This window comes from Gemelliphila sp. 1F1 (assembly GCF_056897515.1).
This window is the reverse complement of sequence record NZ_JBXHBE010000005.1, coordinates 24,702-48,193: the sequence shown is the minus strand read 5'-3', so window position 1 is coordinate 48,193 and position 23,492 is coordinate 24,702. Positions and strand designations below refer to the sequence as shown.

25 protein-coding genes and 1 riboswitch are annotated in these 23,492 nt (G+C 27.6%); of the genes, 6 read left to right on the top strand and 19 right to left on the bottom strand.

Annotation, left to right across the window (positions count from 1 at the left end):
- Positions 1-60: 60 nt before the first annotated feature.
- The 6 genes from AC1XWJ_RS05670 to AC1XWJ_RS05645 all read right to left on the bottom strand — a co-directional run bounded on the left by AC1XWJ_RS05670 (position 61) and on the right by AC1XWJ_RS05645 (position 7,315).
- Entirely contained in the window at positions 61-843 is a 783-nt protein-coding gene (locus tag AC1XWJ_RS05670) for an MBL fold metallo-hydrolase (RefSeq protein ID WP_483334917.1), read from the bottom strand.
- A 232-nt stretch (positions 844-1,075) separates the two neighbouring features.
- Positions 1,076-1,858, bottom strand: a complete 783-nt coding sequence (yycI, locus tag AC1XWJ_RS05665) for a two-component system regulatory protein YycI (protein ID WP_483334916.1) — start codon at positions 1,856-1,858, stop codon at positions 1,076-1,078.
- The gene (yycH, locus tag AC1XWJ_RS05660; RefSeq protein WP_483334915.1) at positions 1,858-3,201 is read right to left on the bottom strand and encodes a two-component system activity regulator YycH; all 1,344 of its coding nucleotides are present in this window, start codon (positions 3,199-3,201) and stop codon (positions 1,858-1,860) included. The genes yycI and yycH overlap by 1 nt, the downstream gene beginning before the upstream one ends.
- 9 nt (positions 3,202-3,210) lie before the next feature.
- Positions 3,211-5,082 (bottom strand): ATP-binding protein, encoded by a 1,872-nt coding sequence (locus AC1XWJ_RS05655; RefSeq protein WP_483334914.1) that lies wholly within the window; start codon positions 5,080-5,082, stop codon positions 3,211-3,213.
- A 3-nt stretch (positions 5,083-5,085) separates the two neighbouring features.
- A complete protein-coding gene (yycF, locus tag AC1XWJ_RS05650) occupies positions 5,086-5,790 on the bottom strand; it encodes a response regulator YycF (RefSeq protein WP_483334913.1) in 705 nt (234 codons plus the stop codon).
- Between the two features lie 334 nt (positions 5,791-6,124).
- Positions 6,125-7,315 (bottom strand): CAP domain-containing protein, encoded by a 1,191-nt coding sequence (locus AC1XWJ_RS05645; protein WP_483334912.1) that lies wholly within the window; start codon positions 7,313-7,315, stop codon positions 6,125-6,127.
- A gap of 264 nt (positions 7,316-7,579) precedes the next feature.
- Here AC1XWJ_RS05645 and AC1XWJ_RS05640 point away from each other — a divergent pair, with 264 nt between their 5' ends.
- On the top strand, positions 7,580-8,704 hold the full coding sequence (locus tag AC1XWJ_RS05640; protein WP_483334911.1) for a nucleotidyltransferase family protein: 1,125 nt from the start codon (positions 7,580-7,582) through the stop codon (positions 8,702-8,704).
- 11 nt (positions 8,705-8,715) lie between these two features.
- Entirely contained in the window at positions 8,716-9,501 is a 786-nt protein-coding gene (locus AC1XWJ_RS05635; RefSeq protein WP_483334910.1) for a ribonuclease H1 domain-containing protein, read from the top strand.
- Positions 9,502-9,570: 69 nt separating this feature from the next.
- Here the strand turns inward: AC1XWJ_RS05635 and AC1XWJ_RS05630 are convergent, their stop codons facing one another.
- The 5 genes from AC1XWJ_RS05630 to AC1XWJ_RS05610 form a co-directional block, all read right to left on the bottom strand.
- Positions 9,571-10,152: a CYTH domain-containing protein gene (locus AC1XWJ_RS05630; protein WP_483334909.1), complete on the bottom strand. Its 582-nt coding sequence runs from the start codon at positions 10,150-10,152 to the stop codon at positions 9,571-9,573.
- Positions 10,152-10,712, bottom strand: coding sequence for a tRNA 5-(aminomethyl)-2-thiouridylate-methyltransferase MnmM (gene mnmM, locus AC1XWJ_RS05625; protein WP_483334908.1), 561 nt, complete (start codon positions 10,710-10,712; stop codon positions 10,152-10,154). The genes AC1XWJ_RS05630 and mnmM overlap by 1 nt, the downstream gene beginning before the upstream one ends.
- Positions 10,705-11,646, bottom strand: coding sequence for an SAM-dependent methyltransferase (locus AC1XWJ_RS05620; RefSeq protein ID WP_483334907.1), 942 nt, complete (start codon positions 11,644-11,646; stop codon positions 10,705-10,707). The genes mnmM and AC1XWJ_RS05620 overlap by 8 nt, the downstream gene beginning before the upstream one ends.
- Positions 11,647-11,727: 81 nt before the next feature.
- Positions 11,728-11,955 carry a hypothetical protein gene (locus tag AC1XWJ_RS05615; RefSeq protein ID WP_483334906.1) on the bottom strand — a complete coding sequence of 76 codons (228 nt, stop codon included), beginning with the start codon at positions 11,953-11,955 and terminating at the stop codon, positions 11,728-11,730.
- A gap of 170 nt (positions 11,956-12,125) precedes the next feature.
- A complete protein-coding gene (locus AC1XWJ_RS05610) occupies positions 12,126-13,901 on the bottom strand; it encodes a glycerophosphoryl diester phosphodiesterase membrane domain-containing protein (RefSeq protein WP_483334905.1) in 1,776 nt (591 codons plus the stop codon).
- A 134-nt stretch (positions 13,902-14,035) separates the two neighbouring features.
- Positions 14,036-14,148: riboswitch (FMN riboswitch) on the top strand.
- 124 nt (positions 14,149-14,272) lie between these two features.
- On the opposite strand from AC1XWJ_RS05610, the gene AC1XWJ_RS05605 reads away from it, so the two are divergent.
- Positions 14,273-14,818 carry an ECF transporter S component gene (locus AC1XWJ_RS05605; RefSeq protein WP_483335014.1) on the top strand — a complete coding sequence of 182 codons (546 nt, stop codon included), beginning with the start codon at positions 14,273-14,275 and terminating at the stop codon, positions 14,816-14,818.
- Between the two features lie 42 nt (positions 14,819-14,860).
- On the opposite strand, the gene AC1XWJ_RS05600 is transcribed toward AC1XWJ_RS05605, so the two are convergent.
- The gene (locus AC1XWJ_RS05600; RefSeq protein ID WP_483334904.1) at positions 14,861-15,343 is read right to left on the bottom strand and encodes a DUF4064 domain-containing protein; all 483 of its coding nucleotides are present in this window, start codon (positions 15,341-15,343) and stop codon (positions 14,861-14,863) included.
- 210 nt (positions 15,344-15,553) lie between these two features.
- On the opposite strand from AC1XWJ_RS05600, the gene AC1XWJ_RS05595 reads away from it, so the two are divergent.
- Entirely contained in the window at positions 15,554-16,882 is a 1,329-nt protein-coding gene (locus AC1XWJ_RS05595) for an MATE family efflux transporter (protein WP_483334903.1), read from the top strand.
- Between the two features lie 87 nt (positions 16,883-16,969).
- On the opposite strand, the gene AC1XWJ_RS05590 is transcribed toward AC1XWJ_RS05595, so the two are convergent.
- Both AC1XWJ_RS05590 and AC1XWJ_RS05585 read right to left on the bottom strand, forming a co-directional pair.
- Positions 16,970-18,154: a TVP38/TMEM64 family protein gene (locus tag AC1XWJ_RS05590; protein ID WP_483334902.1), complete on the bottom strand. Its 1,185-nt coding sequence runs from the start codon at positions 18,152-18,154 to the stop codon at positions 16,970-16,972.
- 10 nt (positions 18,155-18,164) lie between these two features.
- Positions 18,165-18,854: a YdjY domain-containing protein gene (locus AC1XWJ_RS05585; RefSeq protein WP_483334901.1), complete on the bottom strand. Its 690-nt coding sequence runs from the start codon at positions 18,852-18,854 to the stop codon at positions 18,165-18,167.
- Between the two features lie 254 nt (positions 18,855-19,108).
- Here AC1XWJ_RS05585 and AC1XWJ_RS05580 point away from each other — a divergent pair, with 254 nt between their 5' ends.
- Complete coding sequence (locus tag AC1XWJ_RS05580; RefSeq protein ID WP_483334900.1) at positions 19,109-19,396, top strand: PspC domain-containing protein; 288 nt, start codon at positions 19,109-19,111, stop codon at positions 19,394-19,396.
- A gap of 61 nt (positions 19,397-19,457) precedes the next feature.
- Here the strand turns inward: AC1XWJ_RS05580 and AC1XWJ_RS05575 are convergent, their stop codons facing one another.
- Entirely contained in the window at positions 19,458-19,892 is a 435-nt protein-coding gene (locus AC1XWJ_RS05575) for a Dps family protein (protein ID WP_483334899.1), read from the bottom strand.
- A gap of 157 nt (positions 19,893-20,049) precedes the next feature.
- Between AC1XWJ_RS05575 and yidD the strand changes: the two genes are divergently transcribed.
- Entirely contained in the window at positions 20,050-20,334 is a 285-nt protein-coding gene (yidD, locus tag AC1XWJ_RS05570) for a membrane protein insertion efficiency factor YidD (protein WP_483334898.1), read from the top strand.
- A gap of 266 nt (positions 20,335-20,600) precedes the next feature.
- Here yidD and AC1XWJ_RS05565 read toward each other — a convergent pair whose 3' ends face one another.
- From AC1XWJ_RS05565 to AC1XWJ_RS05550, 4 genes are all read right to left on the bottom strand, one after another.
- Positions 20,601-21,254, bottom strand: a complete 654-nt coding sequence (locus AC1XWJ_RS05565; protein WP_483334897.1) for a hypothetical protein — start codon at positions 21,252-21,254, stop codon at positions 20,601-20,603.
- A gap of 487 nt (positions 21,255-21,741) precedes the next feature.
- Positions 21,742-22,221, bottom strand: coding sequence for a hypothetical protein (locus AC1XWJ_RS05560; protein WP_483334896.1), 480 nt, complete (start codon positions 22,219-22,221; stop codon positions 21,742-21,744).
- 276 nt (positions 22,222-22,497) lie between these two features.
- Positions 22,498-22,848, bottom strand: coding sequence for a hypothetical protein (locus AC1XWJ_RS05555; protein ID WP_483334895.1), 351 nt, complete (start codon positions 22,846-22,848; stop codon positions 22,498-22,500).
- Between the two features lie 53 nt (positions 22,849-22,901).
- Positions 22,902-23,357, bottom strand: coding sequence for a low molecular weight protein-tyrosine-phosphatase (locus tag AC1XWJ_RS05550; RefSeq protein WP_483334894.1), 456 nt, complete (start codon positions 23,355-23,357; stop codon positions 22,902-22,904).
- Positions 23,358-23,492: the final 135 nt, after the last annotated feature.

Here is a 23,492-nt window from a genome sequence, read left to right as displayed (position 1 = left end):
TTTAGGCTAAATTTATACTAACATAAATAATGTTTCAACTCAAAATTATGTTATATTTTCTTACACGCTAATTATTTTTGTCGGTTCGTCTGGATCAGTATCCAAAATTTTTAAATTTTCTTCACAGTCAAAACCATATTCACCAAGTATATTTCTAGTTGTCATAGCCGCTAATTCTTTTGTGTTATTTTCTTTACTCAAATGAGCCAAAAAGATATTTTTCGTACTATCACCTATTATTCTCGTCAAATAGTTAGCAGAGTCTGTATTGGATAAATGTCCTTGATCTGATAAAATACGTTGCTTCGTTTTCCAAGGATATGAACAACTAAGCAAAATATTTTCTTCGTGATTACTTTCATATATTAGCGTATTAGAGTTTTTTATATTATCAATCATCTTGTCGGATACATATCCTGTATCTGTCAAAATACTAACCTTTCTCCCCATTCTTTCAAATGTATAAAATTGTGGATTAGCTGCATCATGGCTAACACCAAAACTACTCACAGTAACTCCTTGTATATCACGAACTTCATCTTTTTCAAAATGAAATTTTAAATCTGTCTTTATATCTCCTATACTCATATTATCCCACGTTAATTTATTTGCAAAAACTGGTATATTATACTTACGCGCCAGCACTCCTACACCTTTTATATGATCAATATGCTCATGAGTAACAAAAATATGTTTAATATCTTTAATATCTCTATCAATCTTGTTAAGATTCTCTATTATTTTTTTCCCTGTTAGTCCTGCATCAACAAGACAACTAAATTCTCCATCTTCTATATATATACTATTTCCACTACTGCTACTTGCCAAAATAGAAACTTTCACCTATAACCTCCTTATTTTTTATCTTAATATAATATTATATCACTTTTTACTTTTTTAATTACTACTAATTTATATATAAAATATACATTATTAAAAATTTTTCTTGTATTATACCATTTTTTTATAATAACTAAAATTATTTACTACAAATATTATAGCGACAAGAAAACATTTTAGTGTCTACTTGTCGCTATAATTTTAATAATATATGTAGTAAAAAATTACTATACTTTTATTTATTAAGTATTTTTGTGTTAAATGCATCTACATAATAAACATTTGTTTTTCCATCAGTTTTAACTTCTACCTTCCAAGTTGGTATTAATACTTGATTAGTTAACTGTGAAACATAACTGTAATATCCTATCTCCGAAATTACCTCACTATTATTTGGGATATAGTTTTCGTGATACAATTTATAAACTGCTTGTCTATAATTAGCTATAATGTTAATATTTTCTTGCTTAAATTCATCTAAAGCAGTCTGCGTAAAACTTACTACATCTCCGTTAGACTCTACTTTAAATTGAACAACTGCATTGTTATTATCATAAACCTTTAGACCATCTATTACTTGACGATAGGTTATAAGTTTCTTGCTTTCATCATAATTATCAAAGGCATAATAACTTGTTTTAGTAACTTCTGTGTTCAAAAATGAATTTAGTAACTCTTTATAGTTATCTCTATTCACATTAGCTATAACTTTTTCTGTCGTAACAGATAATTTTATAATATCATTTTGAGTAACAGTTTCATAGCTATGCTCTCCTTTTATATCAACGGGTGATGTTATTGTTTTTACAGTAGCATTGACATAACCTAGTGAATCTTTTTTTATTGTTGGCTCAACTATCGTTATATTATTGCTTTGAAGAGATTTGATTATTGCATCTTTCTCTTTGTAAACTTCTGCCTTATTTTTGTACATAGTATATCCGTAAATAGATACTAAAATTATATTCAAAATTAAGAAAAGATAGATAAATAATGTTTTGATTTTACTCCATTCCATTATATTTCTCCCTTCTTAACTTTATCTTTAATATCATTTAGTTGTAGATATTTTCCATTATACTTTATATACCAAGTTGGAGTATAGATTAATCTACTATTTTCTTTATCGTATTTCTTATCATATCCTAATCCAATATCTTCTACTAAAGACAAATCAAGATTACTATAGACGTAATTTAGCACCGCGTCCGTATTTTCAACAGAAAATACTTTCATCTTTGTTGAAGATATTTGCGTATCTCTTAATATTTTCGGATAACTTATGGTATAAACGCTTTCTTTATTTACTTGGGCACTAAGATTACTAATTATATCGTTAGAAAATACTAAACCTTCTTGATAAACTTCACTATATTCTATCTTATTGTTTTTTATAGATGTAGGCGTGTAGGATAAATCTGGTAGATACCCTATCACTAAGAAACTTGATGATATCGAATGCACATCTAATTCATCTTTCGCAATATCGTTATTTGTTCGTATAACGTTAGAAGGATTGATATATGTTATTTCCGTGGCTTTCTCTCTCAATATAGAGTATCCATCTGTAGCTTCTTTTGTATCATTATCTACATTACTTACTTTTATATCACTATTCGTCGCAAATATGTTTTGTGCTACACTGTTTATATCAACAGTTTTGACACTATACTCATCACTATAATAATCACTAATTGTATCTTTTAAGTAAATTGTACGGTCATTATTTATAGTATATTTAGAATAGAATGAACTATGGTTATTAAAAATAGTTTCTATGTAATCATAAATATCTCGTTCAAATTCTATTTGCATATAAGTATCTGAATTTTTCTTATATAAATATATTATATTTTTTGTACTATCTGATATTAGAACTGTATCAAAAGATATACTATTAGATTGATTGTATTCTCCAGAATATATAAATTGTGATGATATCGTATCTACCAAATAGTTATAATGTAAACTATAATATGTATTACTTTTATCCAAAATATCGTTTATACTTTTGGTTCTAATTCTCGTAGCTGAAATTTCTGAATCTACTATTGCCTTCATTATTGCTTTTATACCATTTACATTTTTTACACCTTGAACATTTGATGTCTTTATAATTGCATTTTCTGCTGCAGGCTCCTCCCTATTACCATTGTGTTCTTTAATTATAATATTAGGAGAAAGAAGATTTAAACTATTATTTTTTAATTTTTCTTTTTCTTGAATTTCTTGTTTATTGTTTGTTAATCCTAATAACTCATAATCCGATTTACTTCTAACTATAGATAATGTAAGAACTATACTACTTATTACCAAAAGTAATAATAAAATAGTTTTTATCGTTTCTTTTCTTTTTTCCATAGTTCCTCCTTACTCCCAATCATCTGTAAGATTTTCCGACGGTAGCATTACAAATATTATAGTTCCATAGCCTTCTCTACTTTGAGCCCAAATTCTACCTTTATGTGCTTCTATTATATATTTCGATAAAGCTAGCCCTAAACCTGTTCCTCCCATACTACGTTGTCTACTCTTATCAACACGATAAAATCTATTAAATATTTTGTCTATATGGGCTAAAGGAATACCTATCCCCTCATCTTTTATAGAAATACTTACTCTGTTTTGATTGTAGTTTTGGCGAACTCTAACTGTAATATTTTTTCCGTTTGGAGAATATTTCACTGCGTTGTTAATGATATTGTCAAACACTTGAATTAATTTATCCTGATCACCTTCTACAAATACAGGATCGCTTGGTAAATAAAGTGCAAATATTTTATCTGTATGTGTAATTTGGAATCTATCTACTATTCTTTCAATTAGTTTGTTTATATCAATAAGTTCCTTGTCATAATGTTCTTCTTTTATATCCATTTTTCCGAGTTGCATCAGCTCTTCAACCATACGTATCATACGGGTAGTTTCTTTTTGAATGGTATCTATAAATACTGGCGCTAAATTCTTATCATTTATGACACCATCTTCTAGCGCTTCAACATAACTACTCATTGTCGTTAGCGGCGTTCGTAATTCGTGAGATACTGTTGAAACAAAATCTCGCCTTTCTTTTTCTTGACGTTCCTGATCAGTTACATCATAAATAACGATTATATAACCTTCTGATTTAAATGTTGAGAAAGATTTACTATCTAAATTATCTGCTATAATACCATTAAACTCTATTCTATATAACAATTCTTCGTTATTATCTGATATAGAAACTAACAAGCTATTTTCTACTTCTAGTATCTCTTCTATAGTGTTATAATCAGTAATATTTAATATTTCTAAACAGTTTTTACCGATGTATATATCTCTACCACTTCCATAAAGCATCTGTTTTGCACTATCATTAATAAGCACTATTCTTCCGTTACTATCAGTAGCAATTATTCCGTCCATCATACTATTGATAATAGTAGAAAGTTTTCTTCTTTCTGATTCTGTAATACGTTGTTCTTCCTTTATCTGTTTAGAAATTTTATTAAAGGCTATTGCTAAATCTCCAATTTCGTCTTTAGTATTTATTCCCTTAATCTCTTCATAGTTTCCGTCAGCCATTTCCTTAACTTGCGAACTCATTTTTTCAATAGAATTAGTAATAGTTTTTGACGCAAAGAAACCAATAAATACTGTTGCTACCATAGAAAATAAAGTACCTATTATAAATATATTAGATACATCATCTATATCAGAATAAACACTACCTATATCACTCATTATATAGGTTGCACCAACTACTTCATCTCCGCTTTTTATCGGACTAGAATAAACCCAATATATTCTCTGATTTTCGTCTATCTGTTCTTTACTAGCACTTTCTCCTGTTTTGATTACTTGACTTACTATCGGATCAACAGATCTTTTACCTAAGTAATTTTCACTACTATTTGTAGTAGATGAAGCTATTATTTTTAAATCTTTGTCTACTACATTAACCATCAGTAATTTTGTAGTAGAAAATTCACTAACTATCTTTCTTATATTACTTTCTATTTGTTGTTTTTCTTTGTCATCTAAAGGATTTTTAGTCAATTCTTCCATGGCATTATAGTTTAGTTTTTTTTCTTGTTCAACTATAGTATTTTGGAAATTTGTTACGTTTTTAGTTTTTAGCTGCGTTGTAAAATATAAACCTATTAACTGTAAAGAAATTATATTTACTAAAACATATACAACTAAAAACTTAAAGCGAATAGACGTAAAAAATCTCTTATTTTGCTTAAAACTAAGAGCCATATTCTACTCTTCCTCTCCCATAAAATAACCAACTCCACGTCTTGTCATTATATAAAGTGGATTAGAAGCATCATCCTCTATCTTTTCTCTAAGGCGTCTTACTGTAACATCCACAGTACGAACATCCCCAAAATAATCATAGCCCCAAACTGTCTGCAACAAATTTTCTCTAGTTAAAACTTGTCCTTTATGCTTAGCTAAATAATAAAACAAATCAAACTCTCTTCTAGTAAGCTCTATTTGTTCTCCGTGTTTTTTTATAGTATATGCCTCAGGATATATTACTATATCTCTTATTTTAAGATCATTATTAGGTGTCTCCTCTTTTTCCTCTACCTTTTTGGTTATTCTTCTCAAATTGACTTTTACCCTTGCCATTAATTCTCTAGTAGAGAAAGGCTTTGTTACATAGTCATCAGCTCCAAATTCCAAACCTAAAACTTTATCTATCTCACTATTCTTTGCTGTTAGCATAATAATAGGAACATCCATCTTATGTCTTATTTCTCGACATACTTCCATACCATCTTTTTTCGGTAACATTAAATCTAACAATATCAAATCAGGTTCTTCACTAAAAGCTAGTTCTACTGCTTTTTCACCATCATGAGCCATTATCACTTCATAGCCTTCTTTTTTTAAATTAAAATCCAAAATTTTTGCTATAGGCTCCTCATCATCAACTACTAATATTTTATAAAGCGTCATAGTTACTTCCTTCCTATATTAAGTATCAAAAATTTAATCAAAACTACTTAAACATTACAGTTTTCAAATAGTTTTCAATAAGTTACGTTTAATATACCATTTTTTTGTATATTTTTCCACTAATACTGTATTTATATACTATTTATACAATATATTAAACTATTTAATAAGTATTTTCACTTCACAATATTATTCGATAACATTTTCTATATAAAGATATATCTTTTACATTAAATATTGTAATACTATTAACAACACACATATCACATTTACAAAAAAATTCGGAAGTCCTATAAAAAGACTACCGAATTTTTACTATATTATGAATAAGAAATTAAGCGAATATTTGTACTCCGTAATATTGATTTCCTACTTTTAAAACTTTTATTGCTACTGAAGTAAAGTTTGGATTTAACATAGCTGCATTATGGCTAGCTGATGTCTTCCAGAAATTCATCATTCCTTGAGCTCCATTCATACTATAAGCTAGGTTCTCACCTCTTGCTCCAAGTCCAGTAAAGGCTGTAATCCATGATGATCCATCAAGTCTAGCATGCAATGCCATTCCTGAAGGAATTCCAGATTTTACTTTTGTAGCAAATTCATTAGCACGAACTTCCGCCCCTGCAAGTAAAGAGTTGTTAACAGCTAATGCAGGCAATCCGTTAGCAGCACGGTGTGCATTTAATTGCTGTAATACTTTTGCAGCCTCTGCACTTTCTTCATTTCCTTGTACAGTAGCTTGTGGTTGCGAAACTGCTGGATTTGTTACTTGAACAGTAGGGCGTGCCGTTCTTAAAACATTATTTGTTGGTTGTACATTATTAACTTTGTTTACATCTACTGTTTCAGCAACTTTGTTAGTTTCTTGTTTTGGTTCTTCTTTAACTTCTGGTTGTGGAGTTTCTACTGGTTGTACTTCTTCTTTTGGTTCTGCTACAACTGGAGCTTCTTCTTTTGGCTCTTCTTCAACTTGTTCTCCATTTTCATTATTAGCCACTGCATTATCTGTTTCTTCTGATTTAGGTTCTTCAGATACTGGAGCTTCTGGAGCAACATCTCCTCCTTGTGTTGCTGATCCATTAGGTTCTACTACTTCTGGCTTCTCTATATCGTAACTAATAGTAGTTTCTACGTTATAACCTTTAATCATTCCGTTTAACTTCAATGTTTCTCTTACAACAGAAGTTTTTGGTAATTGTTTTTGTTTCTCAGCTTGTTCTGCAACTATTTCTAGTTCAAAAGAAACACTTTCTCCTGCTTTTAGAGAGACTTGCTTGAACACAAATGTTTGGTTGTTGCTAGCTTTTGCTCTAACAGACAGATTATTAACATCTTTAGTAGCTGTAACTACTACATAATTTTTCCCATCTTTCTCTGTTAATTGTGCTTTAACATTTTGGTTTCCAGTTTCTACATTTACTTTAGCAATTTCAGTTGCTACTGTAACTTTTTCTCCGTTATATCCTGATAATAAAATTGTACTCGCTAATAATCCACTTGTTATTTTTAATGTTCTTTTCATAAATGCTATACCTCTCAATTTATTCCACAAATTTATTGTTTTTAATCTGCGTAATTTTAATCTAAATTTTTACTCAATATAAATACCTAAGTACAATTATAAATAAGGTTTCCTAGCAATTCAATAGTTGTAACACAATTGAAATATATATTTAATAATTGTCACATAATATATATTTACAAGATATTAATGTGTTAAAAATTTACTTAACTCTATATTGTGGTATAATGTAAAATATTACTAATAATATTAAGGAGTAACGTTTTGAGAATAGGTATCGTTGCAGAATTTAATCCATTTCACACTGGTCATAAGTACTTAATTGACTGCGCAAAAAATTATATACAAGATAAAAAATTATCCGGAGATATAGTTGTAGTTATGAGTGAATTTTTTACTCAACGTGGCGAAGTGGCAATAATTGATGGTTATACAAGAGCAAGAGAAGCAATAAAATCAGGTGCTGATTTAATTATAGCTCTACCTTATAGAGCATCTGTGGCTTATAGTGATGATTTCGCACAAAAAAGTATTGACATCCTTGTTCGTTGTGGTATCACTCATTTAATATTTGGTACAGAAGAAGATATTAGCTATTTCGACGAAATATATAATTATGAGCAGACTCCAAACATAAAATTAAAAATAAAATCTTTACTAAAAACAGGAATGAGCTATCCAAAAATAATGCAAAAGTTGTTTAATATTCCTAACAATACCCCTAATTTTACATTGGCATACAGTTATTACAAAGCGATTAGAAATTCTCAAAGAGATATAACACTAATTCCAGTTAAAAGAAAAGGACAAAAACTAACTGACAACAGCATAACAAATAGTGAATTTTTGAGTGCTACAACGATAAGAAATAATTTCAATTCAGAAATAGTAAAAAAATACATTTCTTCTTCAATGCTTAATGCCATAAAATTAAATTGTTTAAGCGAAGATAATTTCTATAATTTAATTAAGTATAATATTATTAATTTAGGTGTCGTAGGATTATCAAAAATTTACGACATATCCGAAGGATTAGAAAATAGGATCTATAGCTATAATCTACAAGCCAAAAATTATAATGAACTCGTTGACTTAATAGCTACAAAACGTTATACAAAGAAAAGAATACAACGTATTCTTCTGCATATCTTGACAAATACAACAGCTACCGAAATAAACGAACCTATTAATCACGTTAGAGTTTTGGCAGTAAAGAAAGATAAGACTTCTATTATTCGTGAAATTAATCGTAAAGCTCACATTAACTTACATCAAAAATTAAAAAAAGATAATGCTAAATTTTTTCAACACGATATAAAAGTTAGTAGAATTTATACAAATATGAACAATCAACAAGATATATTCAAAGAAAATATAAACTTAATTTAGGAGATTACTATATGACCAAATTTTATGCTGTTAAAAACGGACGAAAAACTGGAATATTTAAAACTTGGGCGGAATGTCAAGCTCAGGTTTCTGGCTATTCTAACGCAAAATACAAAAGCTTTAACAACTATGAAGATGCCGAAAACTACTTACTAGAACAAGATGAAAATAAACAACCTATAACAGAAAGCAACACAACTAAAAATGAAGAAATAGCATATAAAACATACGCTTTTATTGACGGTAGTTACGATAGCAAAACAAAAGTGTACGGCTCTGGTATAGTAATAGTTCACAATAATCAAAAAGAATATTATAACTTCGCTAATAACAATTCAAATATAGCAAGTTTGCACAATGTAGCAGGGGAGCTAGAAGCTGCAAAATTTGTGTTAAATTATGCACTAAAAAACCATTTATCTGATATAGCTATCTACTATGATTACAGAGGAATTGCAGATTGGGCAACTGGTGACTGGAAAGCTAACTTAGACTATACCAAAGAATACGCTACTTTTGCACAAAATATCATGAGAAAAATAAATGTTTGTTTTGTCAAAGTAAAAGCCCACAGTGGTAATAAATTAAATGATATGGTCGATAAATTAGCTAAAGATGCGATTATCGAATTTAATAACAACAATTTAAAACAAAATAGTTACCAAAAATCCACAAATATTGAACAAGTTATAAAACAAGATTCTTCCAACATAAATAGCATTGAAATAACTGATGACTTTTACTTTGGAGATGAAGAAGATAGAATCTTAATAGAAAAATTAAAAAATAGAAATTAACAATACGTTGTTCTAAATATATAAAAGACCGAAAATTTTCGGTCTTTTATTTATCAATACTCTGTAATATTATTGTGCTGATTTTTTATTTTTACTATATTCAAAGGCTCTAGCAATTTTAGGTTTGGCTGCTTTTTCAGCAATATTAAATTTTTCTAATATCTGTTCATATTCTATTCGCCCTATATTATAATCGGAAACTTCAAATTCCAACTCATAGTCCACAACATTCCCTAGGAAATATGTTTTATCTAGCACCAATAACCCTGTATTTAATTGTAATTCTCTTCTTTCTGTTACTATTTTTTGTATTAACTGCAATTCGCTAGTTATATTCCATTTTTCTAAAAATTCTTTTATCTCTTTTGGTAAGTTATTAATATCAATTCTATTAGGAATATTATCATCAATATTAATATTTATTTCTAAATTACCTTTATCTTCTTTAATTTTTAAGGTCATTTCTCTACTAAAGTCTGTATGACGTATTCGCAAAGCAGCATCGTTATTCTTTAAATCATTATTTTTTGTATCATAATAAAAATTTTTATTGTTTATTATATCTTTATTTTGCAGATTAAAATGCTCCATTATCGCTTTATATTCAGACGCAGTAAGTAATTGCTTAAATTCTAATTCTATCTCTCTCATTATTCAATTTCCTTTAATTTCTCCAAAACTACTAAGTAGGGGGCGTTATTTTTTTGATTAATAAATCTATACTCCAAAACTTCTACATATTTTTGATCTAGACTAACAAAGTAAGGCATTAATATATCTTTTTCTTCTGATCCCTCTTTATGCCCCCAATAAATAACGACGGCTATTCGTCCACCAACTTCTAACCTACGTAACATTTTTTCTAAAGTTTTCTTAGTAATCTCTCCTAAAGTTGTTATATTGTGATTAGCATTCGGTAAATACCCTAAATTAAAAATTACACATCGAATTTTTTCGGATATATATTTATCAAAGTTTTCGTGTGAATCCAAGATCAAATTGACTTTTTCATAAGCACTATTCTCAATTAATAATTTTTTTGTATTACTTATTGCTACATCCTGAATATCGAATGCTACGACACTTTTAGCACTTGTCTTAGCCAAAAATAATGTATCATTACCATTTCCACAAGTTGCATCTACTACTATACTATTTTTGTCAATTTTTTCTTTCAAAACTTTTTTAGCAAAAGCTAATACTTTATCCATTATTAGTTATTTCCTTTAATTTCTTAATTATATCTTCTAATTCCGCATATCCGACTGTAGCATTCATCGAGTAATCTAGCATATTTTTTAAAATTTTTGCAAAATTATTAGTTACAATTTCATTAACGTTAGGATCAACAGATCTAATAGCCACTAGCATATCATTAACGGCGTCATCTATTTTGTATAAATAATTTCTCTCATCTAAATCATAGTTCTCATCATCATATTTAGGTAAATAGTTATTCAAATTGTAATCTACCGCTTCTTTGAACGGAGGAACATAGATAGTTCTCAAATTATTTATTTCCTCTCCAACATTTGCAGAAAGTTCTGCCAATGATGATGTATAAATATTTTCATCATTACAGCCAACCTGTTCCATTACGGTAACAATATGTGAGAACGGATAATATCTATCAAGCTCTACAGAAATATCTGCAGCTGTAATATCATCATAGCATTGTGTAATTAATAAATGTTTAGTTGGATCAATATTTTTGAAAGATGCTAAATTAGTGGCATCTACTAGAGTAAACCCTTCGACTGGGTCAAATTTTGCTGCATTAAAACAACTATCCAAAAAACTTTCTCCACCAATAATTTGTACATCTTCGCACATTTCTAAAAGTAACTTTGTCGTAAGTTCCGCCACCATAGGATGTCCGGGAACTAAATATATTACATCTTGAATTTTACTCTTCTGTAATATATAGTCAACGATAGTTTGATAAGTAGACAAAAAATCCTCACTTTGCTCATAGAATCTATCGCACGTTTCATAATCAATATTATTATCATCCAAAAAACTTATAGCTGGATGTTCCTTAGTTCTAGCCAAAATAAACTTATCTTTGTTAGCTATAATTGTCTGTCTTATATCTTCCTTAATATTCGAACTATTATTCGGACCTAAGCCTACTATGTATATCATAATTTTCTCCTTCTAATTTAATATCAAAATTGTACTATAAATTTTATAGTTTGTCTTTGTTTCACGTGTAAACAAAGATAACTATTTCTTATTCCTCTCTTTTATATTATATGCAATAATCTTAGCTACTGTTATTATAATTACAAGCAGATAAGTTAGAATTATACTTTCTATTAACGTTTTGATATGATACGTAGTGAATGGTATCTTTAAGCTATATTTTATATAAATAATATCAGCTATAATTAAAACTACTATAAATATTGTTACTTGTATAAAATTATTTATTATAAGTTTTTTCTTATTCATACACTATACTCCTATACCAATATTAAGTAAAAATAATTTAAATATACATTCAACATATAAATCATCTTAAATATACCACATCAATCTTCTCTATTCAATTAAGAACGCACTTTCAACAAAATTATAATAAAAAAGCCTCAGTAAGAATTTACTCTTACTAAGGCGTAATTTTATATCATATTCATTACTCTATGGAAATAGTTGTTATTTTCTTTAGAAATTTGTTTTTCATTTTGCACATCTTCTATTTCATCAGTTATAATACCGTCAACTCCACTGTGTAAATATTTTATAATAGTATCTTTATCATTAATTGTCCAAACATACAATTCTTTACCATTATTTTTAGCTTCTAATAACTTTTCTTGGCTAAAAGAGAAATCTTCTATTACATAGAAGTCTACATTTTTTTCTGAGAAGCTACCTAATTGAAGTGGTATTACATAACCTGTATTAAATTCGGGAACTTTTTCTTCTATCTCTTTTATAACTTTTAAGTCTAAAGACATAACTTTGTAATCTTTATCTACTTGTAATTCTTTCAATTTATCTATTACCAAATCAGCATAGTTGTTAGGCTCTTGCCCGTGAGGCTTAAGTTCAACTAACAATTTAATATCTAATTCTTTTGCTTTAGCAACAAACTCTTCAAATGACGGTATCTTACTTTCAAACTCTCCTGACTTAATAGATAATCCTACTACTTCATCATAAGTCATATCTGCAACTTTCTTATTGACACTTGCCAATCTTTTCAAATTATAATCGTGCATCACAACAAATTTATTGTCCTTTGTCAACAATATATCAACCTCTACATAATTTGCATTTGCTTTCTTCGCCGCTTCTAACGACTCTATGGAATTTTCTACTCCATACTTCACATAACCTCTATGACCTATTATAAGAGTATTCTCATTAAGTTCATTAGCATATATAGTAAAAGTATTAACAGCAAAAACAACTGCTATAGCTATTATAGAGAACGCCACTAATATTTTTGATTTCTTTTTTTCAACTTTCTTGTAATTAGCTACTTCTGTTGATTTAAAAGACTCTCCTACTTCATCATAATGTTTAATAATAGTAACTAATGTAGCTATAATTACAATTTTTGATAATGCTGCAAAAGAGAACATAATACCTTTTAACAAAGTAAAGAACAACGATTGTAGCAATAAATTATTTCCATCACTATCCAAGCTAACAAAAATTAACAGTAGGATAACTATTATAACTACTGCAATAGCAACAAATATTAACTCAAATAGCGATATAACACCTATTAATTTTAATTTATTTTTTTTCGTCAACTGCCAACTTTTCTTAATATTTTCCAAAATATTTTTGTCGTTAATCATCGTTAAAGGTAGAACAAAAAATAATCGCAAATTAAAATATAATAATAACAAAATTAATATTGCATATATTATTAAGCCACTAGTAGTCTTCATAAGTTCCCCAGTTATAAACTTAGGTATGTACAAATCTTGAGTAAGAATTGAACCTAATCCCAAATTAGCAACAGGAACCATACTTATAAAATAAAGCAAGAAAAATATTATTTGTGGACCTACCAACATTTTTGATTTTTTTGCAGCATTTTTAACAAAATCTCGTGTAGAATACCTTTGACCCATAGAACTTCCATAAACATTTATTGTTAAAACAGAAAATTCTATAAACATCAAAAATGCTAACATAAAAATATAAATTAAACTTAGAATAAATCCCCATGGATCAAGTAAAATATTCAAAATAGATTCTTGTGTTAAATTAGTTTGATTAGTAGTTGCTAATATTAATTCAAATATTGATGATAATATTAACACCCCTCCAAATACTATAAAAAATTGCAAAAATAGTGCAGTAGTTATATAGTTATATTTATTTTTATAAATATTTTGCCAAACTTCTTTAAACAACTGTAATGTAGTATGCTTCATTTCTTCTCCTTTACAAAATTATAGTTAATTAAATAACTATTATAACATAAGAAAGTATAAAATACTTTATTCATTTACCATTTCACTTGACTTTTATTTTCACACGCTATATACTTACCTTAATATAAAATTAACATTATCTTCGGGGTCAGGTGAAATTCCTAACCGGCGGTTATAGTCCGTGAGCGCAAGCTGATTTGGTGAAATTCCAAAACCGACAGTATAGTCTGGATGGGAGAAGATAAACATATTGGGGTTATAAGACCTCAACTTTGTAATACATTCTTTTACCCCGTGTTTTTTCACGGTTTTTTTGTACCTTTAGAAGATAGAGAAGGAGTACAAATGTATAAAAAAAAAATACACATTCTATAATTCTAACTGCATTACTTGCTGTTATCTCTCTTATTCTATCTTTAATAGCTGTGGCTATTCCTTTTTTGCCACCTTTTTTAAAGTTAGATTTATCAATGATACCTCTATTTATAGGGCTTTTAATATTAGGATATAGAGAAACTATCGTTATTTCTATTCTAAAAAACTTCCTACATTTCTTATTAATTTCACACGAACCGACAGGAAGTATAGCTAATATTATAGTAGAGATAATCTTTATATCTTGTATAGCTATGTGCTATAAAAAAGAATTTTACAAATTTGTAGTAGGTAGTATTATTGCAACAATTTCTATTACATTTGCTATGTCGATTGTTAATTATTACATCTTATTGCCCATGTATGGATATATAATTAATCTTAGCGATCTAACTAACAACCTAAAATTACTAATTACTTATGGGATTATTCCATTTAATATTATAAAAGGAATTTTCGCCACAATATTATTTTTAATTACAAAAAATATTATAGTCAAAAATTTACCACCTAGCTTATTACAAAAATTTAACAAAAACTAATCAAATATAAAAACGCAAGAAAAAATTTTCTTGCGTTTTATTTTATACATATTCAATCGTATCAACTTGATTACTGTTGTCATCAATGTTATCTTTATTAGGATCTTTTCTTACAAATAGCATTATTGCTACTATAAATTGAGGTAAGTAAATAAATATTGCCACACTTGCTGAAATAACAAACACTACAATTGATATTAATAAAAACATCACACCCGATAATATTCTCTTCTTCATAACAAAAGTTGCAATTATAGCTAATATAGTAATTACTATTACAAGTATTGTATAAGCATCTATTACTCCTACAACTATATTTAATCCATTTTTTAGTTCTGCATCTGTATAATATTGTCCTTGTTCATTAATAGTCTTTTTGAATGAATTATAAAAATCCGGACTTTTTATTAGTTCATTGGTAAAACCAGAAAATTTAAGAATTCCTAACAAAATCGAAACAAATATTAGCAACACATTAGCAATCCACGCTAAAACTTTTTCTACTGTTCTATTAAATGGTTTCATAATATTCTCCTTATAAAAAATTTATAACAAAATTATATCACAAATTTTTATATTTACATAAAATAATGATACACTATACCAAAATTTTTTGAAAATATTTTCTATATGTTAATAAATTTTATTTTTATTATAATCTTTACTACTATTGATTTTAAAGATAATTTGTTTTAAAATTAATTAGTATTTTGAAAAAATTATGGAGGTAGCTATATGAAAGATATGACAAAAGGACCTATTTTATCTCAAATTTTGAGTTTCGCTATTTTTATATTTATAGGTGGCATGCTCCAAAATTTATACTTAATTGCTGATTCAATTATTTTAGGTCAGTATGTCGGAGAACATGCTATTGCTTCCGTAGGTATTGCTTCTCCTATTAATTTTGTTGTTATAGGTTTTTTAATAGGTATAACTCAAGGCTTTAGTATTAATATGGCAAAAAGTTTTGGAGAACATAATCTAGTTAAGTTTAGACAATACCTTTATAATTCCATTGTTCTTTGTATAATTATAGGATTAATATTTACAGTTGTATTATCTCTAACTAATGGATATGTTCTTAAAATTATAAATACTCCCGAGCATTTATTCGATATGACGCACAATTTTTTATTCGTTCTTTATTTAGGATGTATTGCTAACTTGTTTTATAACTTATTTGCCGGTGTATTACGTAGTATAGGAAATAGCTTTGCTCCTTTAATATTTTTGGCAATATCAGTAATATCTAATATAACTATAGCTTATATTTTTGTCGCTATATTTAATCTTGGAATTATCGGAACTGGTTGTGCTACAGTTATTAGTCAAATTATAGCTGCAACAAGTTGTTATTTTTATATAAAAAGAAAATATCCAGAATTAACTATTAACAAAGATGAAAATAATGTGGATAAAAACTATATAAATAAATTAATTAAACAAGGTATTCCTATGGGAATGCAATTCTCTTTTACGGGAATTGGGATTATCGTTGTTCAAACGTTTTTGAACGATTTTTCTACTAATCATATTGCTGGTTTCAGTGTAGCAAGTAGAATACAGCAAATTATTGTCTATGTTTTCGTAGCTTTAGGATCAGCTCTTTCTATCTTTATTAGCCAAAATTATGGCGCATTAAAGTTCAATAGAATTGATAAAGCTATGAAGTTGAGTGCTACTCTTACTATTGCACTTAGCATATTTACAATAATATTTGTATATTATTTAGGAGAACCTATTGCCAGATTATTTACAAGAGAAGAAAATTTAGACTTTATTAACGCATCACAGACATATTTCAACTCAGTAATGTGGGCATATCCTATTTTAGGTCTGTTGATAGTTTATCGAAATGCTCTGCAAGGATATGGCTTCCCAATAGCTGCAATGTTCGCTGGTATTGTAGAACTTGTAATGCGTGTTTTAGTAGTAATAATATTTACTGACACATACGGATTCTTAGCTATATGTTTTTCTGATTCAATTACTTGGACAGTTACAGGAATTGTATTGATTTTTGCCTATTACTACTTAACTAAGAATAGACGTAAGTTATAATACAATCAATAAACTTTTTCAAAATTTTTTGTTAATCAAAAAAGAAGTAGAACTTAACTAGGGGTTACAGTTAAGTTCTACTATTTTTTATTTTTCTGTAGTTTCTATATTTTTATGTTTATCGTTGTAAACTTTTTTCATAATACCAATAACTATTGATAGGGCGAACAATGACATTAATCCTAAGAACAATTTTTGTGCTCCTCCAGTTAATGTTCCACCTACATAAGAATAAACTATCGTTGCAGGAAGTTGCCCTATACCTGTCGCTATAAAGAATGACCAGAATTTCATATTCGTAAGTCCTGCTCCATAACTAACAAAGTCAAATGAGACGAAAGGCAACAAACGACAAATAAGTATAGTTGATCTACCATACCTTTCAAAAAATACATCTACAGACTCCATAGCTCCCTTACTCGTAAGTTTCTCAACAGGACCACGTCCTAAAGCACGAGCTAGGAAGAAACATACGGCAGCTCCTACCATAGCAGATGACCAAGAAAGTACAGCTCCCCAAACCCAGCCAAAGATAGCTGCATTAGATAATGTTATAAGGAAAGCTGGAATAGGGGCAGCAATAGATTGTAATATCATTAGAATAAAAGATACTACCGCAGCCCAAGCTCCGTAAGATCTTAAATACTCAATAACTACTTTTGTATCTAATTGAGAAATTGTAGCGAAAGCGTGATTCAAGTTGTTTTTTACACTAGGTACAGCAAAATAAATAATTAGGGAGATTGCGATTAATATTAATGCTATAATTTGCTGTTTTTTTCGCACTTGTTTTCTTTTTGCTACTTCTTCTTCTGATAGAGTTTCTCTAAGATCTTTTAATTTCACTTCTTTTTCTTTAAGAGCTTTTAATTCTTCCTTAGTATAAACTTTTTGATATTTACTTAATGTAGCTATTATATAAATATTTATTAAATTTATGATACCAACTACAATAAGAAATGGTACTACTAACTTTTTGGCAGGCATATTTATCAAGAATGCTTCTTTAGTTATATACATTATTTGCATAAGTCTTCCAGTAACTAAGGCTATTAGTAGGGTAAGTGCCTCTATACCGAAAAACAGATACTTATAAGCTATTCTATCATAAGCTATTCCTAACATTATCCCAAACCCTATAAAGATATAAATCATAAGCGCAAGGCTTATCATCATCTCATATTTAGTATGAAAAGTTAGTAATAGAGATAGGAAGTACCCTATCGCTAAACCTGTAGATAAGTAATAAAATAATACTCTTAACCTTTTCATAATATTACCTCTACAGTCTATCTTTATCTATACTATAAATAGTAGCTACGTATGTTCCATCCTCTGGAAGCAAATCAGAATTTCCAGTAAATTTAACTTCTCCTGTGTTTTCTACTGCTCCGTAAGTATAAGTTTCATTAGAAATGATTCCTACCGGACAGCTATCTAAACAAGTTAAACAACCAGTATTTTTCTCATTTGCTCTATCTTTATTTCCTCCAAAACGGAAAGCAATCTTCTTACCATTGCTGTCTTTTATAATGTCATTAACATCATAAACTTTATCAGCTCCGTTCCAAGTAACTTCCATTTTTATAGGAGTTCCCTCAACGTGTGTATTAGCAGCGTTGGCTGGTGTCATATTACCTCCTTCCGCTGCTCCAATTTCGTTAAGAGCATTATAAAATTCTTCAGGTTTGGCAAAGGCAGTCAGAACTGATTTAGCTCCGTTACTTCCACTTTGCTCTACTGAAGCGTGTCTTGTCGTCTGATTAAAGTATTTTCCATTGACTTGTGATAATACTGTAATAGTCCCTTTTTCTTTATCCACTTTTATAGGATTGGATAATGAAACTCCCATTACTTGATCAGGCGATGATTGTTCACTACTAGATGTAGATGAATCTTGTGAACTACAACCTACTGCAGTTAACGTTAATACTGAAACTATAGCTAAAGGTACAATTTTAAAAAGTTTCATATATTTAACCTCCTTATATATTTTATTTCCAACTACATTATATCAACAAAACTGAACTAATACAATACTATTTATTAATTTTATGTAAATTTTAGTAATCGTTTCTTTTCATCAACTGTAACATAATATTCACATCAAATCTGTTATTATACAAACTATAATTTGACTATAAAAAACTATTTTTATGTATATTTTAACTTATTTTGGTATAATGTAAATAATTAAAACTTATATTCTTAAAAGGAGGATATAGTATGAAAGTTTTTGAAAAAATTAAACTTGTATTATCAACATTGTTTGCAGTTATTGGATTGTATAAATCAGACAGAGGGTATATTAGCGGAGTATGTAGCGGTATTGCAGAAAAATTTAATATAAATCCTACCATCGTAAGATTAGCGTGGATAATCTCTATCCCTATATCATTAACAGGAACATTATTAGTTTATATACTACTATCTCTTGTTATGCCAAGAAAAGTAAATTCTAATTCACCTAAATATTTTGATGACTATATTGACGTAAATTCACGAGAAATATAACAGAATTATTATAGACAAAAAAAGGCTACTGAAATAAGTATTTCAGTAGCCTTAATAATTATTATGCTAAGTATGCTTTTAACATCCAAACATTTTTTTCTAATTCTGTTTTGATTCCAAGTGCCATATCAGCAGTTCCTTGATCACTAACTTCTTCTGAAGATTCCATAAGTTCTGATAAATCTCCTATTAATAAATTAAAGTCAGCAAGAACAGATTGCACCATTTCTTGTGTAGTTTCTTTTTCTGTTGCTTCTTCGATAGTAGCGATAGCTAAAGCTCCTTTAAGAGTTGACACTGGACGTCCTCCAATAGCCAAAAATCTTTCTGCTACTTCGTCTAAACTTTCTGTTGTATTATCATAATATTTCTCAAACACTGAATGTAAAGTATAGAATGAAGTTCCTTTTACATACCAGTGAAAACTATGTAATTTTGTATATAATACCGTTAAGTTTGCAACTAATTTATTTAATTGTTCGTGTTGTTTTGTCATAAAAATTCTCCTATCTATTTTATAACTACATTATACTCTCTTATTTTATTAAATGTCAAACTTTAGAACTCAAGTTTTATAATGACTTCATTATAGAATTTTATACTTATTTATTATATAATCTTAATTATATTACAAATCGAAAGGTGAGGGGAGTATGTCAAAAATAATTATATTTCTAATAAATGGTTATAGAAAGTATATTTCACCCTATACCAAACCACGATGTAGATTCTCTCCTACTTGCTCTCAATACTCATTAGAAAGTTATGAGAAATTTGGCTTTTTCTTAGGAACATACTTAACAATAAAAAGATTACTAAAATGCCACCCTTTTTATCGAGGAGAATATTTTGACAACGTACCTCTCTTTAAAGAAGATATTTTTAAGAAAAATAAATTAAAAAACACAATGAAGAAAATTAAAAAAGACGATAATTAATCGTCTTTTTATTAATTTATTTATATATAAACTTTAACCTAAGTAAATAAATAATAATTTATAAAAATTATACACAAATAGTATGGAGTTAATTTATTATTTATGTGTATTTCTATTATTGGATATATTATTATAATTAAACTACATACAATACCATTAATTTTTTAAATTAATTATAATATCCTTCTTTCTGATTTATAATATTAATTAACATAATTAGGGGAGTAAATATATTTAAGCAACTTCCCAAACAGTAGTTTTTTATTTTATAATTCATTTGTTAATGTTCTTATATATACTTGCATTATATTTTCATCTAAAATTAATTGTTGATTATGAATCTTAGCATATTCTTGAATTATTTTTTTAAAATCTTCATCAAGGTTAGATATATCTAATTTTATATAACCTATTATTTGATTTAGACTTTTTTCATTTAAATCAAATGCTTTATCTTTTTCACTTAATTCTATATTAGTATCAACAATTTCTGTTTTTTCATTTGTTTTAATTGAATAATATCTAATTTTTATATTATTATTTTCATCGAGTATAGTTTCTAAAGAAATTTCTAATAGATTTTCTAAATAAAGTTTGGTTGTTAATTTAATATTGTTATTGTTAAAATATTCTTTTACACTTTCTTTACTAAGATCTCCATTTTCTCCAATAATATAATTTTTATTTTCTACAGATTTATTCAATTCATTATTTATATTTTCTTGAGTTAATATTATTTTGTTGCTTTGTTCAAAATATGATTTTGTAAAAAAATCTTGATACTCTTGAGCTTTTGATACGTTGGATGTTAAGTTTTGTTTTATCTTTTCTTTAGTTTTTATATCGTTATAATACCCTATTGACGTATATACAATAGTTACTACTATAATTGCCGATATAATTAGTATTATTTTTTTCATATTAAATCTCCCTCTTATTAGTTAAAGTAAAAAATAAACTATACATATTTTGAAGTAATCCTAAAATGCCCCTCAATGTTAGATTTTTTCTGTCTAACTTTTTTAGGGACAGTTTAGAATATGATTAAATTCTACTTTTTATTTTGTTTCAAATGGTATGTTTATTAATATTGATATAACTGCAACTCCCATATAATAATTATATAATGAATCATTATACAATATTAACAAAAATAAAAGTATTCCGTTTAAGTATAGATTTATCAAATTTAATTTGTAACTTTTATTTTTATTTTTTTTATTTATCAAATAGTATATGTAGTTTATTGATGTAGATATTAATATTATTGTAATTATTGTATATATTGTATTTTTATTAAAATCGTTATCTCTATCTTTTTGTATCCTATAGCTGAATAACACAAAAACAATTATATTATATACATAATAATATTTTTCGTAAAAATTTATTATTTTATTTTTCATTTTACATAATTTGATATATAGGGTATTTTAACACACCTTTCCCATCCATAGTTTTTACTCCTATGTATCGGATAAATACTCCTTTCCCTTGTCGAGCAGCTTCTTTACAAACATGCCATAATTTTAAATGAAAATTAGGCAATAAAACTGATGTTATAGATATTCCTGCTGATTTTATTCCTTTAAAAAATATACTTGAAAGTCCTGCCACTCCCCAAAAATTTGATGGTGTACTATTTGTTATATAATCGACACATTGTTCTCTTGTTAAATAATCGTGCGCTATCATTCCGTTACTTCCAGCCCACCCATCATATCTATCTTCTTCATAAATAGGCTCAGCAGGATAAGAAGATATTTCTTGATTACTTTCATAAGCTTTAGCGATATTTTGGTTATTTTGAAGAATACTATAAATAGGCGTAACTACCAAACTAGTAGCTAAAAAAGCACTAGCAAATTTTAAATTTTTGATTTTCATAATATAATCCTCCCGTTATTATAAATAAAACTAAACAATATGTATTTGCAACTACATATAAAAATTATAAAGATAAATTTATCTTAGCCTTTACACTTTAACCTTACCATGAAAATAAGATGAAACCAATAAGAAAAACACCTAAATACATTTTCTAAAGAAAAAGATAAAAATGTGATACAATAGTAATGTTAGGCAAAATTAAATTATATATTTTCTAAACTAAAGATAGCAAGAAGATAAACAAATAAAGTACTTATAATTGTTATAAGTACTTTATTTTATAATTTTTGACAAAATATTTATTAAAATTTTTTGATATACCCCAAAAATAGCTCCTATTAAAAATAATATTAATATTATATACAGAGAATTTTTAAAGTAATTAAAAAATCCTGAACCGATTAAAATTAAACCTAAACTATGTATAGCAATATAATGCATAGTTCCTCTTTTTAATAGGTAATATTTTAAAACTACTGCTTGCAATAGACCAACAACAAAAGTTAATAATATTATTTTCCAAAATTGTGCTGGAACTGGCTTATCTGAACCTAACCAAAAAATAAATGACCAAGAAATTATAAAAATTAAAAAATTAAGAGCGGCTATCTTATTTTCTTTCAATATAACTTACCTCAATATACTACTTACTAACATAAAATAGTTAGCATATGTTTTTATAAAGTTTCTTTGACTTTAGCCAATAGACCTAAACATCCTTTTACTACATCATCATAAGTTGCATCAAAGTTTCCGGTATACCAAGGATCTGCTATTTCTCTTTGTTCTCCTGCATATTCTAACAGCATTTTTAATTCTCCTCTGTAACGTCCTTTTAGAAATTTTTGGATATTAAGGATATTACTTTCGTCCATAGCAACTATATAATCATTATTCAAATCTTTGTCTTCTAGCGTCCTAGAGTACATTCCATCTACCGATATATTTTCTTTTGCTAATCTAAGTCTAGTTCCTTTATGAACTGGATTCCCTTGTTCCCATGTACTTGTTGCTGCAGAGTCTATTTGTATCTTATCCTCCAATCCTGCATCTTTTACCATCTTACGAAAAACCGCTTCTGCCATAGGGGAGCGACAAATATTTCCAAGACAAACGAATAATACTTTTACCATAATTTTTCTCCTTATTAATATTCTATTTAGCTATTATATAATGATTATTTAAAAATTTCTATCTTAATAAATTTTAAGATTTTCTTCGACATTTCGTATATTATTAATAAATTCTAATTTTATTAATATTCTCTA